Here is a 13241-nt window from a genome sequence, read left to right on the forward strand (position 1 = left end):
ACCGCCGGTGAGCAGGAGTTCTATGCGGAGCGCGGCTTCCAGAACGAGCCCCAGCGCTGCAAGACCTGCCGCGACGCTCGCAAGAACGCCGCCCGCGGTCCTCGGGAGTACTTCACGGCTGTCTGCGCCGCTTGCGGCGGCGAGGCCCGTGTGCCCTTCGAGCCCCGCTCTGACCGTCCGGTCTATTGCAGCGAGTGCTTTGCCAAGATGCGCGAGGAGCAGAGATAAATCGATTTTCGGTTTTGGCCTCTTGCACAGAATGAGTAAAACAACCCCACGCAAAAGCGTGGGGTTGTTTTTTCGCGCCTGTCCTGTAAGCTGTGCGGCCTCTCCGGCAGGGGGAGAAGGCGGCATAATCTGTTTGCGATTCAAACCTTTATGCGGTACTATCGATCCAGGAAATCGGCAGGGAGGCTTTTTAGGAAGGGAATGAGGAACTTCAGCCGGCCGAATTGGCTGAAAGCGGCGGCGAGAACGCGGGCGCAGAGAATTGCCGCAGGGAAAGAAACCGCCCTGCTTTCGGCTTTTGTCGGATTTTCTATTGAATTCGGGTTAATAATAGAGTATAATAGCGGAACGATGGCCGTTCCGTGGAAATCTGTCCCAGTGGAGGGATTGCCCGAACGGCTGAACGCCGAATCCTATTTGAATACGGAGGAATCCAGAAATGATTGAAATTACGAAAGACACCATCATTGGCGATATCCTGGATATTGCCCCCCAGACCGCGCCCATCTTCCTGTCCATCGGCATGCACTGCCTGGGCTGCCCTTCTTCCCGCGGGGAAACCGTAGAGGAGGCCTGCATGGTCCACGGCATCGAGGTGGAGAAGCTGCTGGCCCTGGTTAACGAAGAGGCCAACAAGAAGGCCGAATAACGCCGTCTTGCGAAACCTGGAATTGACGCCCCGCCTCCAGCTGCTGGCGGATTGGGTGCGGCCCGGTTCGCGGCTCGCGGATGTTGGCACGGATCACGCCTACCTGCCTGTGTGGCTGCGGCTTCACGGGCGCGTGGTCTCTGCCATTGCCTGCGATCTGCGGGAGGGGCCGCTGTCCCGTGCCAGAAAGACCGGCCAGGTCTATGGTGCGGACGGCATTGCGTACCGTCTTGGGGATGGTCTGGCTCCTGTGAAACCGTCGGAGGCGGACTGCATCGTAATTGCTGGAATGGGAGGGGAGAACATCGCCTCCATTCTGGCCCGTGCTCCCTGGACGGCGGAAGGGAACCACACGCTGCTGCTCCAGCCGATGACCCGGGCGGAAGCCCTCCGGGCTTTTTTGGCGGCCGGCGGCTATGCCATCCGGCGGGAGGCCCTGGTGGAGGACCGGGGCACCATTTATCCAGTGATGGAGGTTACGGCAGGGGAGATGTCGCTTTCCCCAGGGCAGCTGTACGGAGGAGCGGCGCTGCTTCACGATCCTCTGGGGGACCGGTACATTATTGAAAAAATCATTCGTCTGCAAAGCGCTGTGGCGGGACTGAACCGCTCCGGCGGCAGCTCGGAAAAAGGGGACGCGCTGCGGGAGATCATAACCGCGCTGCTGTCCATGAGAGAGGAGTGGCGGCGTGCCAAATGTCGGTGAAATAGAGCGGGCTCTGTTTGAAATTGCGCCCAGGGAATGCGCGCAGGACTGGGACAATGTGGGGCTGCTGGTAGGCAGGCCGGACCGGGAGGTCCATAAGATTTTGGCGGCGTTGGACATCACGGAGACCGTGATAGAGGAAGCGGACCGCTGGGGGGCGGACTTGATCGTCGCCCATCATCCGGTGGTTTTCCACGGGCAGAAGAGCGTGACGGACAGGGATGTGACCGGACGGAGACTGCTCCATCTGATTGAGCGGAATATTTCCGCCATCTGCATGCACACCAATCTGGATATCGCGGAGGGCGGCGTCAACGACGTTTTGGCCCAGGTCCTCGGTATTCAGGAGCCGGAACGTTTTACCGGGGAAGGCGTGGGGCGCTGCGGCTGGCGGGCGGAGCCCATGGCTCTGCCGGAGTTTGTCCGCCATGTGGCAAGAGTCCTGGGCTGCAACGGCGTCCGCTACGCCGACGCGGGGAAGCCCGTTCACCGCCTGGCCGTGGGCGGCGGAGCCTGCGGAGAGTTCGAGGACGCTGCAATATACGCCGGATGCGATACCTTTGTTACGGCTGACCTGAGCTATCATCAGTTTGTGGACGCGAAGGCCAAGGGCATCAATCTCATTGACGCGGGCCATTTCCCCACGGAGGACCTGATTTGCGAAGAGGTAATCGCCTATCTGGCCGGCCGGTTTCCTGGTATGGAAATCCAAAAATCCGCTTCCCACCGGGAAGTGATTCAGTATTATGTGGAAGGAGAATAAACCTTATGTCCGGACATTCCAAATGGCATAATATCCAAAAAACCAAGGGTGCGGCAGACGCCAAGCGCTCCGCCGCCTTTACCAAGATCGCCCGCGAGATCATCGTGGCCGTGAAAGAGGGCGGCTCCGGCGACCCCAACAACAACTCCCGCCTGGCCACGGTGATTGCCAAGGCCAAGGCTGTGAATATGCCCAACGACAACATCAAGCGCACCATTGACAAGGCGTTGGGCGCGGGAAATACGGACAGCTACGAGGCTGTCACCTACGAGGGCTACGGTCCCGGCGGTGTGGCCGTCATCGTGGAAGCTCTGACCGATAACCGCCAGCGCACCGCGCCGGAGGTCCGTCATGCGTTCGACAAATGCAACGGCAATCTGGGCGCCATCGGCTGCGTCAGCTGGTCCTTTGACAAAAAGGGCGTCATCGTCATTGACAATGAGGACGGAGAATTGGATGAGGAAACCGTCATGATGGACGCGCTGGACGCTGGAGCCGCCGACTTTGAAGCCGACGGTCCCGCGTTGGAGATCACCTGTGACCCCGATGCCTTTAACAATGTGGTGAAGGCCCTGGAGGAGAAGGGGTACAGCTTCGTCAATGCCGAGGTGGAGATGGTCCCTCAAAATTACATTAAACTCAGCGGCGAGGGCGATGTGAAAAACATGCAGAAGCTCATCGATATGCTGGAGGACAGCGACGATGTGCAGAACGTCTGGCACAACTGGGACAACGACTGAATCCAGAAAATACGGGGCGGACCAAACGGTCCGCCCCCTGTCTTTGCCATAATATTAAACAAAACCTAATTTTTGTTTAATATTTGAAGCGTGCAGCGGTGTAGCGTGCCAGAGTTCGTTTCCAACAGGAGGGGAGGGCTTTCGGGTATGACCAGCCAAAGAAAAGTTTTCCTTTTCTGCCGTTTTTTAAGGTTGCGCTAAGGAAGCCACAGTATGATGCCCTCATCCCCTGAAACGAAAGGAGCTCGAAATGAAACTTCGGCATGAGTGGAAACATGAGATCACCGCCGCAGACTGTGCGGTTCTCACCACCCGTCTCTCCGCCGTGGCCAAGCGGGACGCCCATGGGCGAGACGGCCGCTATGAGGTGCGAAGCCTCTACTTTGACGACCCTCTGGGTACGGCCCTGCGGGAAAAGATTGACGGGGTGGCCCGAAGAGAAAAATTTCGAATACGGTATTACGACGGTGACGTCTCCTTCATCTGCCTGGAGAAAAAGAGCAAGTGGAACGGCTTGTGCGGCAAGCGCTCCGTGCTCCTAAGCGCTCAGGAGGTGGGGGAGCTTTTGGATGGCGGGCTGAACTGGATGCTCCATGCGGGCAGGCCCCTGGTTCAGGAGCTCTATTGGAAGATGAAATCCAATGGCATCCGGCCCAAAACCATTGTGGATTACACGCGGGACGCCTTTGTGTTTCCGGCCGGAAACGTACGGGTAACGCTGGATTCCGGTATTCGCACCGGATTGGGCGCTGTGGATTTTCTGAATCCCGCCTGTGTTACGATTCCCGCCGGAGATGCGCCCATCATTTTGGAGGTGAAGTGGGACGAATTTCTTCCGGATGTCATCCGGGACGCAGTGCAGCTTCCCGGGCGGCATACCTCCTCCTTTTCCAAATACGCCGCTTCCCGCATTTATGGATAAACAAGAAAGGAATCAAAATTATGACTTTTCAGGACATCTTCAAATCCAGCTTTCTGGAGAACGTCTCCAGCGTCAGCCTTCTGGACATGGGCCTAGCCCTGACTCTGGCCTTCGGCCTGGGTATTTTTATCTTTCTGGTCTATAAGAAAACCTTCACCGGCGTTATGTACTCCTCCAGCTTTGGAGTAACCCTGGTCGCCCTGACCATGATTACCACCATGATTATTCTGGCGGTCACCAGCAATGTGGTGCTGTCTCTGGGCATGGTGGGCGCTCTGTCCATTGTGCGCTTCCGCACGGCGATTAAAGAGCCTCTGGATATTGCCTTCTTGTTTTGGGCCATTGCCGTGGGCATCGTTCTGGCGGCGGGTCTGATTCCTCTGGCGGTGTTCGGCAGCCTGGCGACCGGCTTGATGCTGTTGGTGTTTGTGAATCGAAAATCCCGCTGCGACCCCTATCTTGTGGTTCTTCAGTGCGACAGTCACGAAAGCGAAGCACGGGCGGCGGACTTTCTCCGCCAGCGGACCCGGCGCTGTGTGGTAAAAAGTAAGACGGTGCAGAAGGACGCGGTTGAGCTGAATCTGGAAGTCCGGTTGAAAGATGAGGACACCGGCTTTGTCAACGCGCTGGCGGACCTTCCCGGCGTTCGCAGCGCGGTACTGGTCAGCTACAACGGAGATTATATGGGATAAAGGAGGGGCTTAATGTCCACGCACAAGCACATTGACAAACTCTGCGCGGTCATTCTGGCGCTGTGCCTGCTGCTGACGGCGGCCTTCCTGTCCGGCGGGAGTCTGGGGCTCCAGCCCGTCGCTTCCGCTATGGGCTATGAGACCCGTCTTTTCAGCACGGACCGGGTCCACACCATCGACATTGTGATGGAGGATTGGGACAGCTTCCTCGAGACTTGTGAAAACGAGGAATATGCTCAGTGCGCCGTGGTGATCGACGGCGAAGCGTACAAAAACACTGGCATTCGCGCCAAGGGAAATACTTCTTTAAGCATGGTTTCCGCCATGGACAGCGACCGCTACAGCTTCAAACTGGAGTTTGATCACTACGACAGCGCCAGAACTTACTATGGCCTGGATAAGCTCAGTCTGAATAACCTTATTCAGGATATCACCTGTATGAAAGATTACCTGACTTACCGAATGATGAGCGCCTTTGGTGTAGACGCGCCCCTTTGCAGCTATGTATATATCACCGTCAACGGGGAGGACTGGGGGCTGTATCTTGCGGTGGAGGGCGTGGAGGATGCGTTTCTCCGGCGCAATTATGGAACGGATTCCGGCCAGCTTTATAAACCGGACAGCATGAGCTTCGGCGGCGGCCGGGGTAATGGGCGGGAGTTCCGTATGGAAGATTTCGCGGCAGGGGACAATGCCCTTCCTGCCCAGCCCGGCGGTCAAGACTTCCCTGGTGCTCAAGACTTCTCCGGCAGGCAAGACGACATTCCCGGAGGCGGACGCCGGAACGATGGCGAGCCCGGCGGATTCGAAGGCGGTCCCGGAGGCGGCATGGGCAGCGACGATGTGAAGCTGCGGTACATTGACGACGACCCGGACAGCTATTCCAACATTTTTCAAAATGCCAAAACCGCTGTCAGCAAGGCGGATCAGACCCGGCTGATTGCCTCGCTGAAGGCCCTCAGCGAGAACGACCGACTGGAGGACGTTCTGGACATCGATGAAGTCCTCCGCTATTTTGTGGTTCATAATTTTGTCTGCAATGGAGACAGCTACACCGGCTCCATGGTCCACAACTACTATCTCCATGAAAAAGACGGCCGCCTCTCCATGATTCCCTGGGATTACAATCTTGCCTATGGTACCTTTCAAGGCGGCAGCGCCTCCAGTCAGGTCAACGCCCCCATTGATTCCCCCGTTTCCGGCGGCGACAGCCGCCCCATGGTCGATTGGATATTTGACAACTCGGAATATACGGAGCTGTACCACCAGTATTTTCAGGAGTTCCTGGATACGGTGGACTGCGCCGGATTGATCGACGGCGCGGCGGACATCATTGCGGAATACGTGGAGAAAGATCCCACCTGGTTTTACACGTATGAAGAGTTTGAGATTGGCGTGGAAACCCTTCGAACCTTCTGCCGTCTGCGCTCTGAGAGCGTCAGCGGGCAACTGGAGGGGACGATTCCCTCCACGGAGGAGGAGCAGTCTCTTGATTCTGCCAGCTTGATTGACGCCTCTTCCATCACGCTGTCCGATATGGGTACTATGGACCACGGAAGAGAGCAAGGACCTCCTTCGCCGGGGGAAGGCGGCGGCAGGGAGATGCCCGCGCCCACGGCTTCCAAGGGATTGGAACAGCCTCCTCCGGCAGAGCGGGCTTCCCAAAACTCCGAACACTTCCCCGGCAGTTTCCCCGGCCAAAATCCAGGTACGGCTGGAGCAAACAAAGACGCTCTGATTCTGATGGCGGCGTCCGCCGCCGCCCTGACGGCGGGACTTCTGTTTGCCTTCCTATACCACCGCAGGAGGAGACGGCCAGGATCACCCGCATGACAGGGAATGAAGAAAAACAGGTCCCGTCCGCGTGTTCCGCAGCCGGGACCATATGTTTGCGAGCAAAACTATAAGCCGGGTTCTGTATTTGACAGCCATCTATCTAGGCGCGCTGTTGCCAGCGCGCTCCAGCCACCCCGGGAGCGGCCGGGCCAGCCTATATGCTCCCATACCGGTGTTGCTCCGGATAGAGTTTACAGCGACGGACAGTTTCCAGCCGTCGGGTGCGCTCTTACCGCACCTTTCCACCCTTACTGGAACGGCGGAACCGAACCAGCGGTATATCTCTGTTGCACTTTTCCTGAAGTCGCCTTCGGCGGGCGTTACCCGTTATCCTTGCCCTGTGGAGCCCGGACTTTCCTCATGAACGGCCTTTCGGCCTGCCCACGCGGCTGTCTGTTTTCCTCGCGGAAGTATTTTACAGGAAATGCGCAGAGAAGTCAAGATTTTTGATGAAATTTGGCCAACATGGAAAAGCTGCGGGTCCATGTCAGGCCTTCCTTTTTTGCTTTGCTTGACAGAATATCACAAATTTTCTGCGGTGGCAAGTCTTGCCGGAAGGGGTTCAACGTGGTAAAATAGCCAGGAGATGAATTCGCCGCCGGAGAAACCCTCAGGCAAAAGCAATGACCCCGCCTGCGGACGGGGAGGATAAGGAGCGATTTGGGTGAAATTTGAGGAATATCTGTCCTCTTTACAGAACAAAACCGTGGCCGTTATTGGGATTGGAATCTCCAACCGGCCGCTGGTGGAACTGCTGCTCTCCCGGGGCGTGGCGGTGACCGCCTGCGATAAAAAGGACCGGGCCGCCCTGGGCGTCCTGGCGGAGGAACTGGAGAAGAAGGGCTGCCGCCTCCGCCTGGGGCCGGACTACTTGAAGAACTTGACAGAGGACGTAATTTTCCGTACCCCGGGAATGCGGCCCGATCTGCCGGAACTCACCGCCGCCGTTGGGCGGGGGAGTATGCTGACCAGCGAGATGGAGGTCTTCTTCGAAGTCTGTCCCTGCCCGATTATCGCCGTCACTGGCAGCGACGGCAAGACCACCACCACCACCATCATCGCCGAACTGCTTCGAGCAGCGGGGCGGACGGTCCACCTGGGTGGAAACATCGGTCATCCGCTGCTGGCGGAGACCGGAGGTATCCGGAAAGGGGATATGGCCGTTTTAGAGCTGAGTTCCTTCCAGCTGATGACGATGAATCAAAGTCCACACATTGCCGTCATCACCAATCTGGCGCCCAATCATCTGGATGTTCATAAGGACTACGCGGAGTATATTGCTGCAAAGGAAAATATCTTTACACATCAGGCGGCAGAAGATATTGCTGTCTTTAACGCGGATAACGAAGTCACCCGTTCCTTTATGGGCCGGGAGAACGGGAGTCTTCGGACCTTCAGCCGCCGGGGGAGCGTGGAGCGGGGGGCGTATCTCGCTCCGGACACGGACGGGACGGGACCGGCAATCTGGATGTCCAACGAAACCGGACGCCGTCAGGTGCTTCCTCTGGCCGGGATCAAGCTCCCTGGGGTTCACAATGTGGAGAATTACATGGCGGCTGTTGCCGCCGTAGACGGGCTGGTTCCGGATGACGTGATCCGTGATTTCGCGGGAGACTTCGGCGGCGTGGAGCACCGGATTGAGCTGGTGCGTGAACTGGACGGAGTACGGTATTACAACGACTCCATCGCCTCCAGCCCCAGCCGGACTATTGCGGGATTGAACTCTTTCCCAGAAAAGATCATTCTCATTGCTGGGGGGAAGGACAAGGGCATTTCCTATGAAAGCCTTGGCCCAGTGGTCAACGCGCATGTAAAGCTGCTGATTCTCTGCGGGGCGACTGCCGGAGTGATCCGGGCTTCCGTGGAGCGGGCGGAGAATTACGATGACTTGGAAATTGTGGATGTGGAAGACTATCACCAGGCGGTTTCCTTGGCCCGGAGCCGGGCGGCGGAGGGCGATGTGGTGATGTTGTCCCCTGCCAGCACCTCCTTTGACCGATTCGCGAACTTCATGGAACGGGGGCGGGTGTTCAAGGAGATCGTCAACCAGCTGCCTGAAAAGCGATAGGGCAAGCTTCCGGAGCATACAATGCTCTGGGGTGATTTTGTGAACTTCTTTTACTACCGGCGGCGCATCACCCGCCGGACACTCTGGAGCGTGCTGGCTTTTTCCACTGTGGCGCTGCTTCTAACGCTTATGCTGTTTGCCACAACCCAGATGAGGCCTTTGCTGACAAGCCTGGCCACGACCAGAGTGTCCAACACGGTTAACCGCATTGTCTCCGAAGCGGTGGACGAGGCCATTGAAAGCGGCAATATCAGCTACAGCGATTTGATAACCTTTGAGAAGGACAAAGACGGCCGAATCACGGCTATTTACAGCAACATGGCGGCTTTTAACCGTCTCCAGTCCAAAATTCTGGACATCATTCTTGCCCGCATTGATCAGGTATCCGCCAGAGAGCTTTCCATTCCGCTTGGAAGTCTGACCGGCTCAGTGTTACTGGCCGGGCGGGGGCCAAGAATCTCTGTGCGGATGGAGTCGGTGGGTTCCTCCTCCGCCCGGTTTGAAAACGAGTTTACCTCAGCGGGCATCAACCAGACCAAGCACCAGATTGTGCTGAACATTGACGTGGCCGTCAGCATTTTACTGCCTGGTTTTTCTGCCGCAACGACGGTTTCCAATGCTGTCACCGTGGCGGAAACCGTGATTGTGGGGTCTGTGCCGGATACCTACACCTATTTCAGCTCCACCCCTGAGAACTATGTGAGCGACGCGAAGGATTATATCTTGAACTGACAGGAGGACCTCATGGATTACCGTGAAGAGATCAAGCAGCTGCGGGACACGCTGAACGAGCATGGCTACCGCTATTACGTGCTGGATGAGCCTATCATCAGCGACTATGAGTACGACATGCTCAACCGCCGTCTGGAGGAACTGGAGGCGCAGCACCCGGAAGAGATTATGCCGGACTCCCCCACGCAACGCATCGGCGGGAAGACGTTGGAAGGTTTTGCACCTTACACGCATGAGGTTCCCTTAGAGAGTTTGCAGGACGTATTCAGCGGAGAAGAAGTGGCGGAGTTCTGCCATCGAATGGACGAGGCCCTGGGGGAGGATACCATCTTTTCCATTGAACCCAAGGTGGATGGACTGTCTGTGGCGCTGGAGTATCGGGATGGCATCTTTGTCCGGGGCGCCACTCGAGGAGATGGCCGGACAGGGGAGGACGTGACCGAAAATCTGAAGACCATTCGTTCCATCCCCTTGACGCTGCCGGACAAGCTGTCCCGACTCATTGTCCGGGGCGAGGTCTATATGTCCAGAACGGTTTTTGAGGAATTAAATGTCCAGCGTGAACTTCAGGGAAAACCGCTTCTGGCGAATCCCAGGAACGCCGCCGCCGGATCCCTGCGGCAGTTGGACCCGAAAATCTGCGCAGAGCGGAAACTGGATATTCAGGTCTTCAATTTGCAGCTGGCGGAGGGAAAGGAATTCGTCTCCCACCAGGAGACATTGGACTATCTGGCCTCTCAGCGTTTCCGGGTGATTCCCCATAAGACCCTTATCGGAACCGCCGCGTGCCAATCTGAAATTGAGCGAATCAACGAAGAGAGGATGCAGTTTCCCTTTGATATTGACGGGGCTGTCGTAAAGGTAAACTCCTTGCCTGATCGCTTAAGACTAGGCAGTACGGCGAAATGTCCGAAGTGGGCGGTGGCCTTCAAGTACCCGCCGGAGAAAAAACCCTCCCGCGTGCGGGACATTGTGATTCAGGTGGGCCGCACTGGCGTGCTGACGCCGAAAGCAGTGCTGGAGCCTGTCCGCCTGGCAGGGACAACCGTTACCAACGCTACGCTTCACAACCAGGATTATATCACAGAAAAAGATATCCGAATTGGAGATACCGTCCTTGTGCAAAAGGCGGGGGAGATCATTCCTGAAGTTGTGGAGGTGGATATGCAAAAGCGGCCTACGGGTACGGAGCCGTATTTTCTTCCTTCGGCGTGTCCAGTCTGCGGCGCTCCGGTGCGCCGGGATGAGGACGGAGCTGCGATTCGCTGCACCGGAGCGGAGTGTCCCGCGCAGCTCCTGCGGAATCTGACTCATTTTGCCAGCCGAAACGCGATGGATATTGACGGCTGCGGCCCCGCCGTGGTGCAGCAGTTGATTGACAGCGGAATGGTTTCCAATGCGGCGGACCTTTACGCGCTTCAGGAGGAGAAGGTAGCGAAACTGGAGCGCATGGGGAAGAAATCTGCTGAGAATCTAATGAAAGCGATTGACCATTCCAAGGAGAATGATTTATCCAGACTGGTTTATGGGCTGGGAATCCGGCAGGTAGGGGAGAAGGCGGCGAAGGTTCTGGCGTTTCATTTCGGGACGATGGAGGCGCTTTCCTCTGCCACATTAGAGGAACTTACGGAAATCAACGATGTAGGCGGGGTGACCGCTCAGTATATTGTGGATTACCTTGCCTCTCCCCAGGCGCAGGACTTGATTGCGCGGCTCAAAGCTGCCGGCGTCAACATGAAGAGCACTTCGAAGCTGGTGGATGAGCGCTTTTCCGGAATGACGTTCGTTCTCACTGGAACACTGTCGCGCTTTGAACGAAAAACCGCTCAGGGCTTGATTGAGGAACGGGGAGGAAAAGTTGCGGGGGCCGTTTCGAAGCGAACCACTTATGTGGTAGCGGGAGAGGCGGCTGGAAGCAAGCTGAAAAAGGCGCAGGATTTGGGGATAGCGATTCTGACAGAGGATGAATTTGCGGCGCTGTTGGAGTGAGCGGCAAAAAAGAGCGGCGGAATATCCGCCGCTCTCTTTGTGTTCATTTGTCAAAAGCAGGGTTCATATAGTAGACATTTTTTTCATTCATTTTATCCTTGGCCAGCCGAAGGCCCTCGCCGAAGTTATCAATTTAAGTAAGAGCCCCGGAACCCAGTGTTTGCAAGGGTTCCGGGGCTTTTTTAGTGTGAGGAAAAACGGGGTGGACAAGCCCCGTTTGCGGAATCTAGATGTGACCGAAGCACTATCAGGCAACTCGATTTAATTGGCAGACTTTGTCGATAAATGCTTTCATGTCTTCCACATAAGAATATGGCGCATACTCCGAATAGATTTCCGGAACGATCTGGACCCCTTCAGCCCGCAGAGCCTCCAGAGTCCCTGGCAGGCATCTGGCCTCATTGGGCGTCTTGCAGAGATATGCCAAACTGCCAGGTCTATCGAAAACCTTTGCCACAATGTAAATTTTTTTATCACTCATTCAAATTGCCTCCAATTCGCGTAGCCAAGCTAAAAAATCTTGTTCTGTACGGATGATTCCAGCAGAATATTCTTGATATAGCGTTCTTCCAATTTCCGGAGTTTTATACTTATAGACATACTGATGACTCCATACATCGAAAGCATAATCTTTTCCGCACCAAAGCTGTACATCGATGGGATAGGCCAAGTTACTCTTTGATAATACAAATGGATTGCCCGGTAGTCGTCATAAACTTTTTTCCGCTGCGCAAATCTACTACACGAAAATGGCTTGGATATTTCTCCGGATAATCATGGACCTTTTAAATACTTTTTTGCTGATATCTTACGCCCAACACAAATTTTTATCTGAAATAAAGGAGAGTCGCAACAAGCGGTTCTCCTTTTATTTGGTGAAAATCTCAGTACAGGTTTGGACTTTGTCGAATTTTGGGTATCGAGGTCGCCGAAGTTATTAATTTAAGTAAGAGGCGAGGACCCGTTGCAGCGCAAGGGGTTCATGGGGACTCAATCATCCAAAAGCTCTGCCAGTGGAATCGGCTCCGGCGCCCGGAAAACCTTTCGGACGTGGCGGGAGTCTTCCTCCCCCAACACACCGAAAAACAGAGAGTCGATCGCCGCAACATCTTGTTCGTCCAGTGCGTGCAGCGCGTCGCTCAGCTCTGTCAGCAGGCCGTACCCCTCGGGCAGGTCCGAGGGCTGGACAGGCCGGGTCCAGTCGATGACCCGCCAACCGGAAGTGAGGTCATAGTACCGGTAGCTCAGGTCCATGCACTCCAGACAATCGTTTTCGATATACGCCATATGGACGTAGCGCCCCAAGGCTTCCACGACAGCCACCACGCCATACCGAGGTCTCGCCATGCTCGGGACCTCCACCTGCACCAGGTCCCCGGAGCGGAAGGGGATCGGGAAGGTCGTAAGGCCAGTGCCGTAGCTGTGAATGCGTTCGGCCTCGTAGCGAATGCCCAGCTCTTTGTACCCGTCTTTCCGGACAGACTCCAGATACCAGGGATCGAAATCCTGTATGATGATCTTTCCGTCCACCAAAAAGATGTTCAGGCCCAAAACAGACTGCATTTTACCGTCCACCTCGGCCCATTTTTCAACGTACCCCCTGAAATCTATCCCATCGGGATACCCCAAAGGAGGATCCTCATAGTACCCCTCGTACTCCTTCAGGTAGTCCGTCAGCTCCTCATAGGTTCTGAATACACCCTGAACACCGCAGGGGTCGTGGTCCAGGGGAGCGTCCTTCCACCACGTCTCCTGGAAGAGGAACACCTGCTCCGGACGCCGGCTGTGCAGCTCCTCAAAGGCCCAGTCGTACAGTTTGAGCAGGTCTGTAAGGATCGCTTTGTCCTCTTCGCGATCCGCCTCCCGGAGTAAAGCCGTTAAAGCGGCATATTTGTCCACGATGGGGCGGCAGCCGC

14 protein-coding genes and 1 other RNA gene are annotated in these 13241 nt (G+C 56.2%); 12 read left to right on the plus strand and 3 right to left on the minus strand.

Annotation, left to right across the window (positions count from 1 at the left end):
- From QZ329_RS12715 to QZ329_RS12755, 9 genes are all read left to right on the plus strand, one after another.
- Positions 1-228: CxxC-x17-CxxC domain-containing protein (locus QZ329_RS12715; RefSeq protein ID WP_295753186.1), on the plus strand; the 228-nt coding region annotated here is incomplete at its 5' end.
- A 201-nt stretch (positions 229-429) separates the two neighbouring features.
- Positions 430-675, plus strand: coding sequence for a hypothetical protein (locus QZ329_RS12720; protein WP_295753188.1), 246 nt, complete (start codon positions 430-432; stop codon positions 673-675).
- Positions 668-877 (plus strand): DUF1858 domain-containing protein, encoded by a 210-nt coding sequence (locus QZ329_RS12725; RefSeq protein WP_295753190.1) that lies wholly within the window; start codon positions 668-670, stop codon positions 875-877. The genes QZ329_RS12720 and QZ329_RS12725 overlap by 8 nt, the downstream gene beginning before the upstream one ends.
- Positions 878-884: 7 nt before the next feature.
- Entirely contained in the window at positions 885-1583 is a 699-nt protein-coding gene (locus tag QZ329_RS12730; protein WP_295753191.1) for a class I SAM-dependent methyltransferase, read from the plus strand.
- The gene (locus QZ329_RS12735; protein WP_295753193.1) at positions 1567-2346 is read left to right on the plus strand and encodes a Nif3-like dinuclear metal center hexameric protein; all 780 of its coding nucleotides are present in this window, start codon (positions 1567-1569) and stop codon (positions 2344-2346) included. Before QZ329_RS12730 ends, QZ329_RS12735 begins: the two co-directional genes overlap by 17 nt.
- 5 nt (positions 2347-2351) lie before the next feature.
- Complete coding sequence (locus QZ329_RS12740; protein WP_295753195.1) at positions 2352-3086, plus strand: YebC/PmpR family DNA-binding transcriptional regulator; 735 nt, start codon at positions 2352-2354, stop codon at positions 3084-3086.
- Between the two features lie 250 nt (positions 3087-3336).
- Complete coding sequence (locus QZ329_RS12745) at positions 3337-4008, plus strand: polyphosphate polymerase domain-containing protein (RefSeq protein ID WP_295753197.1); 672 nt, start codon at positions 3337-3339, stop codon at positions 4006-4008.
- Between the two features lie 20 nt (positions 4009-4028).
- Positions 4029-4700 (plus strand): DUF4956 domain-containing protein, encoded by a 672-nt coding sequence (locus QZ329_RS12750; RefSeq protein ID WP_295753198.1) that lies wholly within the window; start codon positions 4029-4031, stop codon positions 4698-4700.
- Between the two features lie 12 nt (positions 4701-4712).
- A complete protein-coding gene (locus QZ329_RS12755; protein WP_295753199.1) occupies positions 4713-6533 on the plus strand; it encodes a CotH kinase family protein in 1821 nt (606 codons plus the stop codon).
- 55 nt (positions 6534-6588) lie between these two features.
- Here QZ329_RS12755 and rnpB read toward each other — a convergent pair.
- Positions 6589-6941: RNase P RNA component class A (gene rnpB / locus QZ329_RS12760), an RNA gene on the minus strand.
- A 259-nt stretch (positions 6942-7200) separates the two neighbouring features.
- Here rnpB and murD point away from each other — a divergent pair.
- Genes murD through ligA form a run of 3 tightly spaced genes read left to right on the plus strand, consistent with a single transcriptional unit; the run spans position 7201 to position 11325 of the window.
- Complete coding sequence (gene murD / locus QZ329_RS12765) at positions 7201-8604, plus strand: UDP-N-acetylmuramoyl-L-alanine--D-glutamate ligase (RefSeq protein ID WP_295753202.1); 1404 nt, start codon at positions 7201-7203, stop codon at positions 8602-8604.
- Positions 8605-8625: 21 nt separating this feature from the next.
- Positions 8626-9336 carry a sporulation protein YunB gene (yunB, locus tag QZ329_RS12770; protein ID WP_295753203.1) on the plus strand — a complete coding sequence of 237 codons (711 nt, stop codon included), beginning with the start codon at positions 8626-8628 and terminating at the stop codon, positions 9334-9336.
- A gap of 12 nt (positions 9337-9348) precedes the next feature.
- Complete coding sequence (gene ligA, locus QZ329_RS12775; RefSeq protein WP_295753205.1) at positions 9349-11325, plus strand: NAD-dependent DNA ligase LigA; 1977 nt, start codon at positions 9349-9351, stop codon at positions 11323-11325.
- Positions 11326-11572: 247 nt separating this feature from the next.
- Here the strand turns inward: ligA and QZ329_RS12780 are convergent, their stop codons facing one another.
- Together QZ329_RS12780 and QZ329_RS12785 are read right to left on the minus strand one after the other, a co-directional pair.
- Entirely contained in the window at positions 11573-11806 is a 234-nt protein-coding gene (locus tag QZ329_RS12780; RefSeq protein WP_295753207.1) for a DUF6718 family protein, read from the minus strand.
- A gap of 509 nt (positions 11807-12315) precedes the next feature.
- Positions 12316-13241, minus strand: a 926-nt coding sequence (locus QZ329_RS12785; RefSeq protein ID WP_295753209.1) for a hypothetical protein, incomplete at its 5' end; no start/stop codon positions are given.

It is taken from the genome of uncultured Oscillibacter sp., from assembly GCF_910579365.1.
GTDB lineage: Bacteria > Bacillota > Clostridia > Oscillospirales > Oscillospiraceae > Oscillibacter.

Coding starts and splice junctions, on each gene's coding strand:
- QZ329_RS12720 (WP_295753188.1), top strand. CDS start 430: ATGAGGAACTTCAGCCGGCCGAATTGGCTGAAAGCGGCGGCGAGAACG.
- QZ329_RS12725 (WP_295753190.1), top strand. CDS start 668: ATGATTGAAATTACGAAAGACACCATCATTGGCGATATCCTGGATATT.
- QZ329_RS12740 (WP_295753195.1), top strand. CDS start 2,352: ATGTCCGGACATTCCAAATGGCATAATATCCAAAAAACCAAGGGTGCG.
- QZ329_RS12745 (WP_295753197.1), top strand. CDS start 3,337: ATGAAACTTCGGCATGAGTGGAAACATGAGATCACCGCCGCAGACTGT.
- QZ329_RS12750 (WP_295753198.1), top strand. CDS start 4,029: ATGACTTTTCAGGACATCTTCAAATCCAGCTTTCTGGAGAACGTCTCC.
- QZ329_RS12755 (WP_295753199.1), top strand. CDS start 4,713: ATGTCCACGCACAAGCACATTGACAAACTCTGCGCGGTCATTCTGGCG.
- yunB (WP_295753203.1), top strand. CDS start 8,626: ATGCTCTGGGGTGATTTTGTGAACTTCTTTTACTACCGGCGGCGCATC.
- ligA (WP_295753205.1), top strand. CDS start 9,349: ATGGATTACCGTGAAGAGATCAAGCAGCTGCGGGACACGCTGAACGAG.
- QZ329_RS12780 (WP_295753207.1), bottom strand. CDS start 11,806: ATGAGTGATAAAAAAATTTACATTGTGGCAAAGGTTTTCGATAGACCT.